12 protein-coding genes are annotated in these 18,187 nt (G+C 43.5%); 4 read left to right on the forward strand and 8 right to left on the reverse strand.

The window, feature by feature from the left end:
* Window positions 1-318: 318 nt before the first annotated feature.
* Window positions 319-1,587, reverse strand: coding sequence for a transcription termination factor Rho (gene rho, locus JMW39_RS08870; protein ID WP_201546064.1), 1,269 nt, complete (start codon window positions 1,585-1,587; stop codon window positions 319-321).
* A 527-nt stretch (window positions 1,588-2,114) separates the two neighbouring features.
* Window positions 2,115-2,441 (reverse strand): thioredoxin, encoded by a 327-nt coding sequence (trxA, locus tag JMW39_RS08875; protein WP_183620986.1) that lies wholly within the window; start codon window positions 2,439-2,441, stop codon window positions 2,115-2,117.
* A 454-nt stretch (window positions 2,442-2,895) separates the two neighbouring features.
* Here trxA and JMW39_RS08880 point away from each other — a divergent pair, with 454 nt between their 5' ends.
* Together JMW39_RS08880 and JMW39_RS08885 are read left to right on the forward strand one after the other, a co-directional pair.
* A complete protein-coding gene (locus JMW39_RS08880; RefSeq protein ID WP_201546066.1) occupies window positions 2,896-3,609 on the forward strand; it encodes an RluA family pseudouridine synthase in 714 nt (237 codons plus the stop codon).
* Window positions 3,610-3,761: 152 nt separating this feature from the next.
* Window positions 3,762-5,318, forward strand: coding sequence for a flavin-containing monooxygenase (locus JMW39_RS08885; protein ID WP_413786227.1), 1,557 nt, complete (start codon window positions 3,762-3,764; stop codon window positions 5,316-5,318).
* Between the two features lie 20 nt (window positions 5,319-5,338).
* On the opposite strand, the gene JMW39_RS08890 is transcribed toward JMW39_RS08885, so the two are convergent.
* The 3 genes from JMW39_RS08890 to JMW39_RS08900 all read right to left on the reverse strand — a co-directional run bounded on the left by JMW39_RS08890 (window position 5,339) and on the right by JMW39_RS08900 (window position 9,891).
* Window positions 5,339-6,274 (reverse strand): D-2-hydroxyacid dehydrogenase, encoded by a 936-nt coding sequence (locus JMW39_RS08890; protein WP_201546069.1) that lies wholly within the window; start codon window positions 6,272-6,274, stop codon window positions 5,339-5,341.
* A gap of 220 nt (window positions 6,275-6,494) precedes the next feature.
* Window positions 6,495-7,457 (reverse strand): response regulator, encoded by a 963-nt coding sequence (locus tag JMW39_RS08895; RefSeq protein WP_201546070.1) that lies wholly within the window; start codon window positions 7,455-7,457, stop codon window positions 6,495-6,497.
* A gap of 121 nt (window positions 7,458-7,578) precedes the next feature.
* Entirely contained in the window at window positions 7,579-9,891 is a 2,313-nt protein-coding gene (locus JMW39_RS08900; protein ID WP_201546071.1) for a sensor histidine kinase, read from the reverse strand.
* A gap of 760 nt (window positions 9,892-10,651) precedes the next feature.
* Between JMW39_RS08900 and rapA the strand changes: the two genes are divergently transcribed.
* Both rapA and JMW39_RS08910 read left to right on the forward strand, forming a co-directional pair.
* The gene (rapA, locus tag JMW39_RS08905; RefSeq protein WP_201546072.1) at window positions 10,652-13,540 is read left to right on the forward strand and encodes an RNA polymerase-associated protein RapA; all 2,889 of its coding nucleotides are present in this window, start codon (window positions 10,652-10,654) and stop codon (window positions 13,538-13,540) included.
* A 404-nt stretch (window positions 13,541-13,944) separates the two neighbouring features.
* Window positions 13,945-14,847, forward strand: coding sequence for an acyl-CoA thioesterase (locus tag JMW39_RS08910; RefSeq protein WP_201546073.1), 903 nt, complete (start codon window positions 13,945-13,947; stop codon window positions 14,845-14,847).
* A gap of 104 nt (window positions 14,848-14,951) precedes the next feature.
* Here JMW39_RS08910 and mutY read toward each other — a convergent pair whose 3' ends face one another.
* The 3 genes from mutY to ylqF form a co-directional block, all read right to left on the reverse strand.
* Window positions 14,952-16,187 (reverse strand): A/G-specific adenine glycosylase, encoded by a 1,236-nt coding sequence (gene mutY / locus JMW39_RS08915; RefSeq protein ID WP_201546074.1) that lies wholly within the window; start codon window positions 16,185-16,187, stop codon window positions 14,952-14,954.
* Between the two features lie 66 nt (window positions 16,188-16,253).
* Window positions 16,254-17,192, reverse strand: a complete 939-nt coding sequence (locus tag JMW39_RS08920) for a GIY-YIG nuclease family protein (RefSeq protein ID WP_201546076.1) — start codon at window positions 17,190-17,192, stop codon at window positions 16,254-16,256.
* 24 nt (window positions 17,193-17,216) lie between these two features.
* Window positions 17,217-18,173: a ribosome biogenesis GTPase YlqF gene (gene ylqF, locus JMW39_RS08925; RefSeq protein ID WP_201546078.1), complete on the reverse strand. Its 957-nt coding sequence runs from the start codon at window positions 18,171-18,173 to the stop codon at window positions 17,217-17,219.
* Window positions 18,174-18,187: the final 14 nt, after the last annotated feature.

An 18,187-nucleotide genomic window follows, 5' to 3' on the forward strand; every position in this document is an offset into this window, starting at 1 on the left:
CTGTACTACTTTGCATAATAGCCTGTTTATCTCTTTCTAGTCGTAGTAAAAAGGCTAATCTTTGCAAATAATCTGTAAAGTATGTTGCTTTACTATATCGTCGGTAGGGCTTTTGCTCACAGTCATTGTATTAATAATGAAAGTCCGCTAACTCTTTTTAAGGACTATCATAGCTATTTCTAAAATAGTTGATGGTTTTTAAAACTATAAGAAGAAAGTCTTTAAACGAGCATTTGAAAAATAAAAAAGACCGCCCTAAGGCAGTCTTTATTTTTGCATATTCATTATCTAATCAAGTTAATAAAATACGACTATCAATTAGTTTTGTGATTTACGTTTCATTTGCTCAAAGAACTCGTCGTTAGTCTTTGCTTCTTTTAGACGGTCTAGCAAGAACTCAGTCGCTTGGACGCCATCCATTGGTTGAAGCAGTTTACGTAAAATCCAAACTTTACGTAGCTTGTCTTCATCAAGCAGGCGCTCTTCGCGGCGCGTACCCGATTTTTTGATATTAATCGCTGGGAAGACGCGTTTTTCAGCCAAGTCACGCTCAAGGGTAATCTCTTGGTTACCGGTTCCTTTGAATTCTTCAAAGATAACGCTGTCCATTTTACTACCCGTATCAATCAGTGCACTGGCAATAATGGTCAAGCTGCCGCCTTCTTCGATGTTACGCGCCGCACCAAAGAAGCGTTTTGGACGCTCAAGGGCATTGGCATCCAAACCACCGGTCAATACTTTACCTGATGATGGAATCACAGTGTTATAGGCGCGGGCAAGACGAGTAATGGAATCCAGTAAAATGACCACATCTTGTTTATGCTCAACCAAACGCTTTGCTTTTTCGATGACCATTTCAGCCACTTGGACGTGACGTTGTGGCGGCTCATCAAAGGTAGAGGCCACGACTTCACCGCGTACGGTACGTACCATTTCAGTGACTTCTTCTGGACGCTCATCAATCAAGAGTACGATTAAGTAACATTCAGGGTTATTACGGGTAATCGATTGCGCGATGGTCTGCAATAGCATCGTTTTACCAGCTTTTGGCGGGGCGACGATAATCGAGCGCTGACCTTTACCAATCGGTGCAATTAGGTCAATAATACGACCAGTCAAATCTTCAGTTGTACCATTACCCAGCTCAAGTTTTAACTGCTCAGTAGGGAATAGCGGCGTTAAGTTCTCAAAAATCAGCTTATGACGCGAGCGATCAGGCGTATCAAAGTTAATCTCACCGACTTTTAATAGCGCAAAATAACGCTCAGAATCTTTTGGTGGACGAATGGTGCCAGCGATACTGTCGCCAGTCTTTAAGGTAAAGCGACGGATTTGACTTGGGCTGACATAGATATCGTCAGGACCTGCTAAATAAGAGCCTTCAGATGAGCGCAAAAAGCCAAAACCATCAGGAAGAACCTCAAGCACACCGTCACCATAAATGGCTTCACCGTTACGGGCATGGGTTTTTAAAATAGCAAATATAATGTCTTGTTTACGGCTACGCGCCATATTATCAAGACCCATGTCTTTGGCGATGGCCAAAAGCTCAGCGATTGATTTTTTCTTTAATTCAGTAAGATTCATAGATAGGTCATTAGCAGTTGGTCAGATGAGAGATGCCATTATCAGCACAAATCAAGACATTGATTAAACAAGGGGGTATAGGGCGATACAGGTATATACACAGCATTGGGGTTTATGTAGGATAGATTTTATGTGCCAGCTTATGGAAGCGTTGCAAGAAATATAGGCACGCTCATAAGAGGTAAAAATAAAGAAGTCTACATAAGAGTCTGCGTCAAAAACTCAATATCATTAATTGTGTTTAATCATTGCGTTCAGTAGTGGTGTTTTATAATGACGATTGTGTTTTTGTTGATAAACACGAGGAGAATAGCGACAAGACACTTAGGAAAATAGTTAGTTTTCTCTTGTCAGCAGACTATACGGCCTTCAGGCTGGCATTGTCAATAATTTTTGCCAAAAAATTCGCATAATCTCGTTTTTTGCTCAGAAAAGCAGCAAAAAAGCCATCATCTGCTGCAGACAATGGCTTTTTTGATGTCGGTTTTTATATAAAAACCTTTTAGTAAACAACTACTAGAAAACGATTATAGATGTTTATCTAGTACGGCTGCCAATGCTGCTTTTGGCTGCAGACCCATCACTGAATCGACTTTTTCGCCGTCTTTAAAGACAAATAAGGTAGGAATGTTGCGAATACCAAAACGGCTAGCCGCTTGTGGGTTATTATCAACGTCGACTTTAACGATTTTAACTTTACCTTGGTACTCAGTCGCTAAATCTTCTAAAATAGGCGCAATGGCTTTACAAGGACCACACCAAGTTGCCCAAAAGTCTACTAGAACTGGCACGTCTGATTGTAGTACATCTTGGTCAAAGTTTGCATCGGTGGTGTTAACAATAAGGTCTGACATAATTTATCTCTCTTGTTTTATTATTTCTAGTACCAACCATCGATATAAATATGAGGGTCATATTAAACAGATGAGTGGCTAAAGAATGGTTAACCAGGGGTGAAATTCTGCCATTATATTAACATGTTTGCTCAAAGTTGACAGACGCAGGCCGGTTAAATTGTTTAACAATTACTATTAGCACAATAAATCGAAACATAACGATACAGGTTATGTTTTATCTGTCACTTGTCATCGCTGTCGTCATTTTTAACGCAAATCCAGTCGTCGCTTTTAATACTGGTCAAATACTGATTTATTATTATATTTAATAGGTCATTCAAAGTCGATTTTGTTCAAAGTGAATTTTATCCAAAATTAAGAGTAGTTTTATTAACAATGGCTTTGGTATTGAAGTTAATGAATATCAAAACCTTATCAATATATAACCCATTACTATAAGTAGCTAAATTTTATGCCTTTTACTGATAAAAAAATAGACGCCCTCAACGCTGAAGAAAATGCGTATCCACTGGAGTTTTTTCAAGAATTTGCGCAAGCTGTGACCGTTTATGAGGATGATGATGTTTGGGTCGTCGATAAGCCTGCAGGCTTATTGAGTGTCGATGGTAAAACGCTCAAGGTGAGTTTATTGGCGCGGCTTGAGCGCGCCAATCCGGCGGTTAAGTTGATTCATCGTCTAGATATGGATACCTCAGGGCTACTGATTTTTGCTAAAAATGCGGCGGCACAAACCAATATCAGTAAGCAGTTTATTAATCGATTACCGCAAAAAAGCTATCAGGCACGAGTATTTGGTCAATGGCAAAGCGTCGGTACTAAAGGGAAGATATCGGTGCCAGTACGTTATGAGCCTACAACCAAACCGCGTCATATCGTCGATCCTAATTGGTCTAAGCATGCATTAACACTATATGAAGTACTGGCGCATGAAGAATGCAACGGTCAAACCGTCACGCGCGTGCTGCTAAAGCCTGTGACCGGTCGCAGTCATCAGCTGCGCGTGCATATGGTGCACATCGGTCATGTGATGATTGGCGACCCAATTTACGCCGAAGGTGCGGCATTAACCATTGCGCCACGGCTCAATTTACATGCCCAACAATTGCGACTTAAACATCCTACACTTGGCGCGTGGATGGATTGGGAAAGCCCAAGTCCTTTTTAAGTGGCTTGCTATTACACTGATTATATAAAAGCCATCATACAAATTAAAACCCATCATGCAAAAACAAGGAACGTATTATGCTTGATATGAATACCGCCAAAAATGCGCTTAAAGAGCGCTTTAAGTCCAAATCATCGCCAGCAACCTCAAATATGCCAGTCGATTGTGAGGTGCTTATTATCGGCGCTGGTATTGCCGGTATCGGTATGGCGTGTCGATTACAGCAGCAAAAGTACAAAGCGCTGTTTGGCCATAAAAGTCCAAGTCACTTAAAACAGCTAGTAAAAAAGAAGCAGAAAAAAGGCACACAGCGCTTTGTGGTATTAGAAAAACGCGCAGACTTGGGTGGTACTTGGGATTTGTTTACTTATCCTGGTATTCGTTCCGACTCTGATGCCTTGACCTTTGGTTATAGTTTTAGACCTTGGTTGGACCATCGGGTATTGGCAAAAGGCGATGATATTAAAAAATATATTGCCGATACGGCGCGCGAGTTTGGTGTCACTGAGCATATCCGCTATCAGCATGAGGTTCAGCAGCTGTCTTGGTCAAGCCATAACCAGCAGTGGACAGCGACGGTAAAAAATCATGTAAGTGGTGAGGTATTTACCTTAACGGCAAAGTTTGTCGTGGGTGCCACAGGCTACTATGATTATGAGCAAGGTTATCGCCCTATTTTTGAAAATGAAGCAGATTTTCAAGGTGAAATCGTCCATCCGCAGCATTGGCAAAATGTTGATTATGACGATAAAAAAGTCGTCATTATTGGTAGTGGTGCGACAGCGATGACGTTATTACCAGCGCTAGTGGACGAGGCGGGCGAGCAATGCGCGCAGCACGTCACCATGCTACAACGGTCGCCAACCTATGTAGCAAGTGTACCGGGCGATGATTATGCGCTTGATTGGTTGGCAGGTAAGTTTTCGCCATTATCAAAAACGCAAGCTTATAAGCTACTGCGTGCGCGTAATGTGTTGATGCAACAGGGGACTTATCGAGCGGCTGTGTTTGCGCCAAAGGTGATGAAAGCATTATTAAAACGTGGCGTTAAAACCGAATTAAAGGGCAGCGATGTTGATATTGCGCACTTTATGCCTGCTTATAATCCGTGGGATGAGCGGCTTTGTGCGGTGCCAGACAGTGATTTATTTATGGCATTACATGGCAACAGAGCCGCCATGGTGACCGACCAAATCAGCCACTTTACCAAAACTGGCATCATGCTTGATTCTGGTAAACACCTCGATGCTGATATTATTGTGACCGCAACGGGGCTAAAGCTGCAAATGCTTGGCGGCGCTAAAGTATATATTGATGGGCAAGCAATCGATATCGGCTCGCGCATGACCTATAAGGCGGTGATGATTGAAGGCGTGCCAAATATGGTGGCGCTATTTGGTTATACCAATGCTTCGTGGACGCTAAAAATTGACTTGGCTTGTCAGTATGTGCTGCGCTTGCTCAACCATATGCATAAGCACCGTTATCAGGTGGCATTACCGCAAGCAAAAACTGCACATAGCGAGGCGCATACGCAGCCAGATACGGTCATGGGTGCGCTAGCGGCAGGTTATGTGCAGCGCGCGCAACATGAGCTACCGAAACAAGGCGACATCTATCCTTGGCGGGTCACCAATAATTATCTGAGTGACCGCGTGATGCTAAAATATCGTAAAATAAAAGACGATTGGTTACGCTTTAGTCGTTAATCTTTATTAGTGGTTATCTTTTAATGCTTATCGATAAATTCTGAGACTTGCTTGCTTAATATTTGCCATAGGATTTCTTGCGCACTCTTGCTGCCCCACGCGTTGTGCGGACTAAATATCACCCGCGGATGATTAGCAAGGGTTAATAAAGGGTCGTCTTTGACAATCGGCTCTTGCTCAAATACATCGGTGGCATAACCGATAATTTGCTGGTTGTTAATCGCATCGGTCAGCGCTTGGCTATCGACGATACCGCCACGGGCGACGTTAACAATCAACGGCTGCTTAACCATCTTCGCCAAGGTGTCTTTATTAATCAAATGCTTGGTTTGCTCGTTTAATGGGCAATGTAAGCTTAATACATCAGACTGCGCCAGTACTTCATCAAACGCCATGTAGTCATCATTACGCGGCGTACGCCCTTGGTGCTCCGCCCACAATACCGTCATACCAAAGGCGCGGGCGATTTCGGTGACGCGTTTTCCAATGTGACCAACACCAATAATACTAAGCGTCTTATCTTCCAAATCTATCAGCGGTATATCGAGCAAGCAAAAATTACCATTGTTTGCCCACGTACCATCAGCGACTTTTTCATGATAGTGAATACCGGCGCGCATGGCAGTTAGCATCAGCATAAAGGTATGCTCGGGCACGCTTTTGACCGCGTAACCGGCGACGTTATATAGCGCGATATTATGCTTAGTACAAGCGTCTTGATCGACGTTATTCATACCAGTTGCGGTCAGTTGGATAAGCTTAAGCTTGGGCAAATTGGCGATGATGTCAGCGCTGATTTGGACTTTGTTGGTAAAAATAATGTCGGCATCTTGACAGCGCTCAATAATCAGCTCCCGAGGCGTATCATCGTAGGTAATGTAGTCAGTAACGCCGGCGGGTGCTGGCAAGTCGACATTGTCAGAGAAAGTACCTTTGTCTAAAAAAACCGCTTGCATGATGATTCCTTATCTCATTGTTATTTTAAATAGATTACGTTTTAAATGGTTTTGTATTTTAAATAGGCTGACATAGTTATCCGCTTAATGTAGCACGTTGCAGCATTTAGTCAAAAATCACGTCAAAAAGCGCACAGTAAAAAACCTCTACTTCAAGTTGAAATAGAGGTTTTATTTATTGAGATAGTAATTTCTTGAGCTTACTTGACTTTTTTTACATTTATAAAGAAAAACGCTTACGCAATTTACCAATCAGACTACGTACGCGACTGCTTAAATCAATACGCACGTCGTTTTCAGGATCATGTTCGACTTCATAACGTTTGACCAATTCAGGGCTGGCTTTGAGTTTTGCATGATGTTGGAATGCACGATTGACGCTAATCTCAAGTAGGCTGGCGCGCATTGGTTTTGGTAAGCAGCGATAGACCTGACCTTTATTAATCAAATCAATGAGCAAACCCGCATCTTGGAACTCAGTCTGTACCAAGACCACCAAGTGCGGCGCATCTTGTTTTAAGGTAAAGATAATCGGCGCGATATTTTCGCCGCTGACATTGATGTCGGTAATACACACGCCGATATCTTCATTCGCCAAATAATCGTAAGCTTCTTCCAAGCCTTTAGCATGCAATACTCTATAACTGTTAGAAAATTGCTTACGTATTTGCTCAATCAGATCGTTGGTCTCATCGATGACCAATAGCGTTTGCTTGTTGCCTGAGCTGTCGAATTGCTCAGCGTCTTCATCTGGGTTATAGGTCAAAGCAATTTCGGTGGCGCGACCGATGACCGCAAGTAGCTCCTCAGATTTACAAGGTTTAGTCAAATAACGATAAATCTCACCATCGTTAATAGAGCCGATAATGGCATTCAAATCAGCGTAGCCGGTTAATAAAATGCGCATGGTAGACGGCGATGCTTCTTTGACTTCACGCAAGATATCAACGCCGACACGCTCAGGCATACGTTGGTCACTGACCGCGACGTGTACGTGATTGTTTTTGATATAGTCGATATACTCAGTCGGGTCAGTAGTGATAAAAACGTCATGCGTTTTACGAAACAACAGTTTCATCGAACGTAAAATACGTTGTTCATCGTCAATAAACGCCAACTTCGGCTTCGTTTCAGATCCTAGCTCAGCGCTAGAGGTTTCCATTTCATTTTCAAATTCATTCATGATGTTATCCTTATGATGAAGAATAGTGCTACAAATGCCAATGATTATTTATACTGCATGGCGCGTAGCCATGTTTAACTTATTTAATTTGGGGCTTACGCGACCAAGCTTAACCCAGCGCTTACGCCGCTAGGCTTTGTTCCGTTAAATCATTATCAATTGGTAGCGTTAAGGTAAAGGTGGTGCCAACGCCTTCGGTCGAGATGGCTTTAATGTCGCCATTATGCTGCTCCATAATCTGCTGACTGATTGCCATTCCAAGTCCAGTACCTTCGCCTGCGCCTTTGGTGGTAAAGAACGGCTCAAATATTTGGTTCAGAACCTCTGTACTCATGCCTTTACCGTTATCGCTGACATCGATATAGACATTGCTGTCATCGGCGCGCGTGCGTACTTCGATTTTGCCATCCGGTTTTTCGCCCATGGCTTGCGCGGCGTTATTGAGCAAGTTTACCAAGACTTGGTTAATTTGCGACGGTGAGCACTTAATCTCAGGCGTCGGAGCAAAATCAGTAACAATTTCTTGATGTCTAATAGAGTTACCGGCGATTTTAAGTGACGCTTCGATACATTCGCGCACATCGATGGTTTTCACTTTTGACTCATCAAGACGGGCAAAGTTGCGTAGATTTAGGACCATTTCGGTGATTTGCTCGACACCAAATAACGAATCTTTAATCAGCTCTTTAAGCTCAGTAGATAAATCATCTTCTTGTATTTCATCCGACGCACGGACGATATCAGCCAATAGCTTATCAATTTTGCCATCAGCAGTGGCGTCAGTTTTAACGGCTTTTAACCCCTGTACCAGTTCAATCAGCTCTTCATATTGCTCAGTCAACTGACCGATAATTTCAAGGTTGTTCTGTACATAAGACAATGGCGTATTCACTTCATGAGCAACACCAGCCACCATTTGACCTAACGTAGCCATTTTTTCTGAACGAATCAATTGCAGCTGTGAGTTTTTCAGCTCTTTTAGCGTGTCTTGTAGCTCAGCCGTACGTTCTTCAACTTTAATCTCTAGCTGCTGATTGATATTGGCAAGCTTACCTTCGTTAGATTGGATTCGGTCTAGTAGGTCATTAATAGAGCCGTTCACCAGTCCAATCTCGTTGCGACCTTCCGCGAATTTAACGTCGCTTAGCTTATTATATTGCTTATCGTTAATCAGATTTTCCGCTTGCGAGATTTTATCGGTGGTTTCTTTTAACGGTTTAAACGCTAAATAAGTGAGCATAAAATAAATCAAACCAGCGGTGATGAGTAGCGCCAGTGCAATCCAGTTAATCAGATTTTTACTTAGATTGTCAGCGATAGCGTTAATTTCAGCGTCAGGCTGGACGACGATAAGTTTCCAGTAAGTCTCAGGAATTTCAAACACATAGGCTTGGCTACCATTATAGTAGCTGTCTTTTTCTAACTCAAAGCTCTGCAATAAACGGCTGTCCATCGCATTTTGCTTATTTTTACCGTTATTTAAGTAAGCGGCGTAGTTGACGAGATAATAACCTTTGGAATCACCTGTTTCTGCTTTATCAACCGTATTCAATACTTGCTGTACTTGCGGTGATACGCTAGCGGCAACGCGCTCGATAGTTTCGTTACGCTGAGTATCTAAGAAGTTTAGTACCGGATTCCAAGCAGGGTCAGAGTTAATAACTTGCTTGATATCAAGCGGTGTACCAGTCTTTTCGTCGATATAGCTTAAGCGCTCAGGGTTAGATGAGGCGATAACTTTATCACTGTTATCCAAGAGTAAAATATAACCTGAACCAGAGCTTTCACTTAACTTAACGATGTTTTCTTGTAGCTGGTTTAGGGTAAAGTTGACCGTACTGGCACCCCAGAACTGGTTGTCACGCTCGATGGCGACACCACAACTCATCGCAAGCTCGCCTTTGGTTTGGCTCGCGCGTACATGGTTCCAGATACAGCTTTCAGGTTTGAGCAGTTTTAGCGCGCTAAACCAATCTTCTTGATAATAAGGATTGGCAGGATTTGGATCGCTGAGTACCGCTTGATAATCGCCATTTTGACGCACCATCAAAAACGGATGGGTGGTAGTATTTGCGCCCAGTGCGCCTTTTTCAGGCCAAATGCCGCCACTACCTAATAAGTTATAATCGCGCTTATCAAAGGCGTTGGCGGTACTGGCTTGCAAAATCGCTTCTTGTGGTGGCAGCGTTTGCGCGCTTTGCTGCAATAGCAAGGCACTACGCATCACGCGATTGATATCAGCTGAAATACTATTTACCGCTGTATTACCACGCTCAGCGACCAGTTTTGCTGATTCAAGGCGAATTTTTTCATAGCCTTCTTTATCAACAACATACACAACAACCGCTAGTACGACCGCAAAAGCAATAAATAGAATGGTCGTCACTTGGGTACTGACTTGGTTAAAAAAGCCAACTTTTTTGGAGGCACTCATGAGGGGATTGTCCTTGGATGATCGTGACCACAAAGCAGACTGCGGATAATATTTGCTGCTAGCAATCGATGATGTGGTTATACATCAGCTCTATAAAAATGGGATTTGAGCATCAATACAGCATTGTAATCGGGTAAAATTTTTATAACTAATAGGAATTTAAAAATTATTAAATCATAACTTAATAGAATATATCGAACAATATTAGGCCCATTTGGTGATTTAAGAGACGTTCATAATCGTTTTTAAGGGTTTAAAAGCTATAGAGATTAAGCGCTACTACTAAAACGGCTATCAATAAGCTGATAAAATAAATGGAATAAATAGAGAATGAGATTGGCTAATAAATTTTAATAACAATAAGAAATGTTATATTGCATATCTTAACAATATAGAAACAATTTTATGATAGCAATATTTTGTGCTTAGTTGCGAGGTTTTTACGTACTTGCGAGTCGTTATATGTTGATCTCTAAAAAGTTACTTAAGCTGAGTGTTGCAATAATCTTGCCAAAAACTGCTCTTGAAAAGTCAACTTAAAGCACTCATCTACATGCTAACGTTATATAATGGTCTGTTTTATCATTCGACCTAGCTTTTAAGTTGGGTGCTCCTGATATCGCTAATGACCAGCAGCTTATTAATGACATTGAGCTATCGAGCTATTAATTAAGCCAGTAATGCTAGCTTGACCAGTAAACATAGCTTGCCTCATTAACTATCTATTTTCTTATCATCTGAGTACAAAAGACATCGCCTTATGACTATCTCTATCGCTTCATTGCACAGCACCGAATTCGCCGTTGGTCAACGTTATTTATCTGATACGGAGTCTGAGCTTGGCTTGGGTGTGGTCATCGATGTCGATGACCGCTGTGTGCATATCCTATTTCCGCAAAGTGAAGAGACCCGCGTCTATGCCAAAAATTCTGCACCGTTATCGCGGGTGGTGTTCAAAGAAGGCGATAGCATTTCTGACCAAGCCGGTAAAACCTATACCGTAACAGCGGTCGAAGAAGTGATGGGTGTGCTCAAATATAGTGTCGATGAGCACGAGCGCGGCATTATGGAAACCCGTCTGGCGGCTAATATCACGCTTGCTAAGCCGCTTGAGCGCCTACTCGCTGGTCGTATTGAGCGCGGTGATTGGTACGAGCTGCGCCAAGATATTCTACGCATGCAATCGGCGCTAGCTGGTCATCCGCTCAAAGGCTTGATGGGTGCGCGCGTCGATATTATTGAGCATCAGCTTTATATCGCTCATGAAGTTGGCAAACGTATCGCGCCACGTGTGTTGCTTGCTGACGAAGTAGGTCTGGGTAAAACCATTGAAGCAGGTTTGATTATTCATCAGCAGCTATTGACCGGCAAAGCTGAGCGCGTATTAATCCTTGTACCAGACAGTTTGCAATATCAGTGGATGATTGAGCTGCGCCGTCGTTTTAACCTAAACTTTGCCTTGTTTGATTTGGTACGTACGGCAGCGATTAAAGAACACGACCCTGAGCAAAACGTCTTTACGACTGAGCAATGTATCATCGCTGGTATGGATTTATTGCTCGACCATCCTGATTTGTATGACCAAGCGATGGAAGCAGGGTTTGATTTATTGGTGGTCGATGAAGCGCATCACCTGCATTGGGATGAGATGCAAGGTGGCAATGATAAATATGACTTAATCGCTGATTTTGCCGAAGAAACACCGGGTGTGATGCTACTAACCGCTACGCCTGAACAGCTTGGCGCGCAAAGTCACTTTGCCCGTCTGCGTTTATTAGACCCCGATCGCTTTGATGACTTGGATGAATTTATCGATGGTCAACAAGCCTTTGCAGAAACGGCAGCGGTTGCTAGTGTCTTAATCGAAGATAAACCCTTAAGCGACGGTCAAATTGCGGCATTAAGCAGCTTACTCACTATTAGTATCGATGAATTAGCAAACATTAACGAAGACGAAAAACTACGTACTTATGCGCTCAATGAACTCCTTGACCGTCATGGTACTGGGCGTATTTTATTCCGTAATACCCGTGAAAGCGTCAAAGGCTTTTATGGTCGTAGCAGCCAGCCGTATCCATTACCGCTACCTGAAGCATGGGTCGATAGCTATCAAACCAATGGTAAATTGCGTGAGCAGCTTTGGGGCGAAGAAAATCAACCTGATGGTAGCTGGTTAGAAGATGACCCGCGTGTGCCATGGTTGATTGATATCTTAAAGGGCGAGCTTAAGCATAAAAAAGTGCTACTGATTGCCCGTAGTGGTGCAACGGTTGAAAGCTTAGAGGCGGTATTACGTCTGCATGCCGGTATTAAGACCGCTATCTTTACTGAGCAAATGACCTTACTTGAGCGTGACCAAGCGGCGGCGTTCTTTGCTGATAGTGAGGGCGCGCAGATATTATTATGCTCGGAGATTGGTTCAGAAGGTCGTAACTTCCAGTTTGCAAGCCAATTGATATTATGGGATTTACCCGCCAATCCAGATACCTTAGAGCAGCGTATCGGTCGTCTAGACCGTATCGGGCAAACGCAACAAATCATGCTGCACGTGCCTTATGTCCAAGGCACCGCGCAAGAGCGTCTCTATCGGTGGTATAACGATGCGCTAAATATGTTTAATCAGATTTCACCGACCGCTCAAAGCGTGCAAGAGCAATATATCCAAGACCTAAAGCCGATGCTCGAAGGCGCTGATAACGACACTAACCGTACGACATTGCAAGATATCATTGATGCGGCGTTACAGACGCGTTTGGATCTTGAGGGGCAGTTGCAAGCGGGTCGCGATCGTCTTTTAGAGTACAACTCGTGCCGTCCGCGTGTTGCAGGGCGTATCGCTGATGCCATGCGTGAATTCGATGGGCATAATCTATTGCCGCAATTTATCGAGCGCTTCTTTGCTTCCGCCAATATTGACCATAATATCCAGCGTGATGGTTCGTGGGTGATTGCGCCGATTGATAGCACTGAGATTAGCGATTATATCGACGGTCTGCCACTTGGTGATGAAGACGGCATGACCTTGACCTTTGAGCGTGAGCAAGCGCTGCAGCGTGAAGATATCGAATTTATCACCCATGAGCATCCATTGATGCGCGCCATTTATGAGTTGGCAAGTACCAGTACCTTTGGTAATACTACGGTTGCGATGCTAAAAAGCGCTGCCGTACCACAAGGTATGGTATTGCTTGAGGTGAACTTCCGCGTCGAAGCCATTGCGCCAAGATTGCTTAATTTGCCAGCGACGTTGACCACACAAAATATCCGTGTCTTTATCAGTGAGCAGGGCAGTGATTTATCCGCCCGTATCAGCGCCGATATGATTATGCCGCATATTGAGCGTTTGGATAAAAACCGCGCCCGCCAAGTGATTAAAGTACGCGGCGATGTGATTGAGCAGCGCTATTATGAAGCAGAGGACATTGCCCGTCAGCAGTTGGCTGATATTGGCGAACAAGCCAGTGCCCGTTTTAGCCAGCAGTGGTCGCGTGAAATCAAACGCCTAAAGCATCTGCAAACGATTAATCCTAACGTCCGCCCAGAAGAGATTGAGCGCTTAGAGCAATTAAAAGCTCAAGGTGAACAAGCATTAGGTAATTTATCGCTCGTGCCAGACTCTATTCGTGTGCTGGTCGCTGTAAAACCATAGTTTTAAGGCCAATAAAAAACGAGGTGTCTCATCATCTCGTTTTTTATTTATGTTTACTGTCTTAGCTTATGTTTGCTGTGCTAGATAGTGGTTTTTTCATTATGATTAAGCTACTAAAATAAACTATTAAACTACTAGACCGAACCACTAAGCGGCGACTGCCTAGTCAAAATCCTTAATATTCGTTAAGATGATTGTCTTTTCGCTTTATAATGAGTTACCAGTAATCATTTTACTGGTCATCTATTGTGCGCTCTAAGCGTTATCTTGTAGATTACTGCAAGCCATTACATATTATTTTAAATTAAAATGCCGAATTGGCTTAAGCCATATCGTATTGATATCGTTGAGTGCTTATATCCAAATGCTTGGCGTTATTGATCAAAATAAGGAAACCTATCGTCATGTCTGATTATCCGCAACTGATCGATGAGCTGCTGGCTACCGTCGCGCTTATCGAAGTCAGCCCTGATGTTTTTGAAGGTAAAAGCCACGACTATGTGGGCAGTCGTATTTTTGGTGGGCAAGTGCTGGCGCAAGCAATTATGGCCGCTTCGCATACGCTCGATAAAGACAAACCTTGTCATTCGCTGCACGGTTACTTTTTGCGCGGTGGTGATATCAATCAGCCGGTGATTTATCAAGTACGCCGCCTGCGTGATGGTCGCAGTCTGTCTGCGCGTGAAGTAACGGCAATTCAGTATAAAGAAGTACGCGGTAAAGCGCCTGTCGAGCAAGTGATATTTTCGATGATTGCCTCATTTTCACCGATGGAAGAGGGCTTGGAATATCAAGAAGATATGCCCGTTTATCCGCCGCCAGAAGATTTGCTTGCCGAGCAAGATTTAAAAGAAGAATATGTCGGCAAAGTCCCAGATGCTCTCAAAGCGCGCTTTATGCGTCACCGTCATGTCGAGATTAAGCCGATTAAGCCGCGTGATCCTATCCATCCAGAACCGATGAAACCGAAACAAGCAAACTGGCTGCGTATTCGCGAACTGGGCAAGCAGCCAGTGGCCATTCAGCAGGCACTGTTGGCGTTTTCGTCTGATTTCTACTTGGTAGGTACCGGGCTGATGTCGCACGGTGTTAGCTTTATGACCAGTGGCTTGCAAGCGGCCAGTATCGACCATTCGATGCATTTCCATCGTGAGTTTGATTTGAATAATTGGCTGCTATATGACATGTGGAGTGATACCACTTCTAATGCCAAAGGCTTAAACCATGGGCAGTTTTGGCAAGATGGTCGATTGGTAGCGACGGTACAACAAGAAGGTTTGATGCGGTTGCGGGTACCGAAGTCTTAAGCTTTTCAGTTCTATAATAAAAAAGCTTCGATAATAAAAAAAAGCGACTCAGAATATATTTTGAGTCGCTTTTTTTAGGAGTTTTATTTGGTTGCAATAACCTATTATTCTAAAATTTTAACCATCGCTCGTGGCAATCCAAGTGTTGTCTGCGCATCATCCGCATTTAACCAATTAATATTAATTTCTGCTGCCTGTAATGCTTTGGTTAAATCAGTCACTTGCTCATTATCTAAAGTCAGTGATTGCGGCGTTAAATACCAATGAAAATGGGTGAGTGAATGCTTAATCGGTGCATCGTCCAATAAGGTTTTGTTAACCGATTTTCCTATTAATTCATTTTTGTCTAGCCACTCATTGATAATCTGCTCGGCAGTCGTAAATTCTGTTTCGTATACTTTTTCATTACTAGCAACTTTTGATGATATATCGTCAATTTCAGTAGTTTTTTCTGCGGCAGTTTTAGCATTCACTTTGCTGCTAATCTTTTCTACAAACTCTAGCGGCAAACTCCATAGTCCGCCCCAAATACCATTATCAGGACGTTGTAGCCATAAGATATTGCCATCTACATCTTTAATCAATAAGGCATTGCTAAACTTACTAGGTTTGGGCTGCTTTTTTGCTTTGACTGGATAATCGGTTTCGCGACCTTGCGCATGGGCAAGACAATCCTCTTGCAGCGGACATAATAGGCAGGCAGGCTTGCTACGGGTACATAAGGTTGCGCCCATATCCATCATGGCTTGCGCAAATAATCCTGAATTTTCCCTAGGCGTTAAACGCTCCGCCAATGCCCACAGCTCTTTGGTAGTAGCAGATTTAGTAATATCACCATCGATAGCTGCCCAGCGTGTGAGGCCGCGTTTGACATTGCCATCACAGATCACACCATAACGATGCAAGCCCATTGCCATAATCGCCCCAGCGGTAGAAGGCCCAACGCCAGAAATCGCTTCCCAACCTGCTAGTGTCTGCGGAAAGTCGCCCGTTTCATTGATAACCTCAACTAACTGCTTCGCGCCTTTATGCAAATTACGCGCCCGCGCATAGTAGCCCAGCCCCGCCCAATGCTCCGCCACCATATCCCATTCTGCAGCTGCTAAATCTTGCACCGTCGGAAAGGATGCCATAAAACGGGCAAAATAGGGCAGCACTGTCGTTACTTGCGTTTGCTGGAGCATGACTTCGGATAGCCAAACAATATAGGGATTGGGCGTGTCAGTTTGGTGCTGTTGCCAAGGTAAATCGTGGCGACCGTTTTTAGCGAACCAATCGAGAAGGCGGGGTGCGAAGGAGTTGAGGTTGGTATCTGTATGGATAAAAGTAGGGGCTGTCATAGGCAATGGGCGAGCAATTCAAAAGTATGAAGGTTATATGAGGGTAGCGCGTTGATATTAAAGGCGTTAGCGATAGATACTGTCTAAAGTTTGTCCCTCAGCATTTTTCCATTCAATCCAACCATTTGTAGAACGACCTGCTACCAATGCGCTAGCTCCACTGGGTGTCTTAAATAAATGATTTTCAGTGAGCTTGTAGCTTGTATTATTTACCGCTATGAGTTTGCCGCTACTAAGCAAACTCTCTTTTAATGTGGCCACAAATGGCGGAGCTGATGGTGCTTGTTCTTGCCTTATGAGAGACCCTGCCAATATTACAAAGCCATCGTCATCATAATAGCCTTGTGCATCGCCATCTTTTACCTTGTAATAGAACAATACTGGGGTAGGTTTAATTGGAGACACTTCAGCTGCTTTTTCAACTTTAAAACCACTAGGTGTTGTCAGTTTACTTAAATCAGACTTGTCGCTATAAAAGCTATCATGGATAGCTAAGGATTCGAAGATAGGTTGCCCCAAGGTTGATAGCAAAACATCAAGAGTATGAAATAACTCTTCGCAGTCAGCTTTTAACGGGTCAGGCGTATGTGGCTTATTACCACTATTACCGTTTTTTAGCTCATAGCGGCCAACTTCAAGCGCAGTAGCGATAGCTTTATGTTCCATATACAGCGAATGGGTTTGGGTCATAGAATTATTGGTTGAAAGCATGACAAAAGCCCGCGTCCAAAAGTCTTTTTTATGATGTTGATTGAGGCGAGCTTTCAAATCGCCAGTTTGCCCGATATAAAGTAATGGCTTATCTATACTGTCGGTGTCGCCAATCAAAAAATATAAGCCAACTTGATTGGCATCTGGCATCGTAAAAAAGTCATCAATATGAATCCGCGGAATCTCAATCAGGCGCACTGTCCGCGTGGTCATCTCTGCCAAGCGCAACCCGCGAGGATTGCCTTTTGGCAGATAGATTTGAATGGTTTTAGCTGAAGGTATTAACGGATTCATAGTAGCCAGTATTTTTTATAAAGTTTACTTACGATTTTTACGTGTCTTTAAACGACGCAAACGTTTTTCTTCTTCTTTAGCGAGTCTTTTCTCTTCTGCAGCGATGCGTTGTTCAGCGACTACAAGCTCTTCAGCTTCAGTCATTGCTGGTGTTTCTAACGTAATGCGTCCAATTTTAGCGCTACGTAATTCATTCACGAGAATCTCAGACATCCGGTAAGTATCGACTTTATTGCCTGAGCGTACGCAGCCGCGATTACGCCCAGCGATTTCAAAAAACTCCCAATCTGTCTTAGGTAATTCTTCAATTTTATAGCGGGTTTTTAGAAGCTCAGGATAGGCTTGCATTAGGTACTCAGCGGTATAACTGGCCACATCGGCGAAGTCAAAAGCGGTATCACGAATGCCGCCGGTTGCAGCCAAGCGATAGCCAGAGTTTTCGTTTTCAACCTTTGGCCACAGCATACCGGGGGTGTCATAGAGCATGATGTCATCGTCAAGTTTAATCAGCTGCTGCGACTTGGTCACAGCGGGCTCGTCACCGGTTCTTGCCACCGCGCGGCCTGCTAAGGTATTAATCAGGGTCGATTTACCAACGTTTGGAATACCCATAATCATAGCTTTGATTTGACGACCGGTGCCAACTTTATTAGGCACCAGGTGTTTACAGATTGCGATGATACGCTTGACGTCGTCTGCTTTATTATCGTCACAAGCAATGGCTTTAACACCATCTTGTTGCTCAAGGTATTCCATCCACGCTTTGGTCAATTCCGGATCAGCAAGGTCGGCTTTATTTAAGATTTTGATGACCGGTTTTTCGCCGCGTAATGCCGCAACCATGGGGTTTTCGCTACTATAAGGAATACGCGCGTCAATCACTTCAATGACGACGTCCATTTGCGGCATGATTTCTTTGATTTCGTTACGGGCTTTGTTCATATGCCCAGGGAACCACTGAATACTTGCTCTCTTATCCATCTGCTTTTATAACC

This window comes from Psychrobacter immobilis (genome assembly GCF_904846175.1).
Taxonomy (GTDB): domain Bacteria; phylum Pseudomonadota; class Gammaproteobacteria; order Pseudomonadales; family Moraxellaceae; genus Psychrobacter; species Psychrobacter immobilis_E.

What these genes read in the sequence shown, in the direction of transcription:
- JMW39_RS08880 (WP_201546066.1), top strand. Translation starts at nt 2,896, where the DNA reads ATGCCTTTTACTGATAAAAAAATAGACGCCCTCAACGCTGAAGAAAAT.
- JMW39_RS08885 (WP_413786227.1), top strand. Translation starts at nt 3,762, where the DNA reads ATGCCAGTCGATTGTGAGGTGCTTATTATCGGCGCTGGTATTGCCGGT.
- JMW39_RS08920 (WP_201546076.1), bottom strand. Translation starts at nt 17,192, where the DNA reads ATGAATCCGTTAATACCTTCAGCTAAAACCATTCAAATCTATCTGCCA.
- mutY (WP_201546074.1), bottom strand. Translation starts at nt 16,187, where the DNA reads ATGACAGCCCCTACTTTTATCCATACAGATACCAACCTCAACTCCTTC.
- JMW39_RS08910 (WP_201546073.1), top strand. Translation starts at nt 13,945, where the DNA reads ATGTCTGATTATCCGCAACTGATCGATGAGCTGCTGGCTACCGTCGCG.
- JMW39_RS08900 (WP_201546071.1), bottom strand. Translation starts at nt 9,891, where the DNA reads ATGAGTGCCTCCAAAAAAGTTGGCTTTTTTAACCAAGTCAGTACCCAA.
- ylqF (WP_201546078.1), bottom strand. Translation starts at nt 18,173, where the DNA reads ATGGATAAGAGAGCAAGTATTCAGTGGTTCCCTGGGCATATGAACAAA.
- JMW39_RS08890 (WP_201546069.1), bottom strand. Translation starts at nt 6,274, where the DNA reads ATGCAAGCGGTTTTTTTAGACAAAGGTACTTTCTCTGACAATGTCGAC.
- rho (WP_201546064.1), bottom strand. Translation starts at nt 1,587, where the DNA reads ATGAATCTTACTGAATTAAAGAAAAAATCAATCGCTGAGCTTTTGGCC.
- JMW39_RS08895 (WP_201546070.1), bottom strand. Translation starts at nt 7,457, where the DNA reads ATGAATGAATTTGAAAATGAAATGGAAACCTCTAGCGCTGAGCTAGGA.
- rapA (WP_201546072.1), top strand. Translation starts at nt 10,652, where the DNA reads ATGACTATCTCTATCGCTTCATTGCACAGCACCGAATTCGCCGTTGGT.
- trxA (WP_183620986.1), bottom strand. Translation starts at nt 2,441, where the DNA reads ATGTCAGACCTTATTGTTAACACCACCGATGCAAACTTTGACCAAGAT.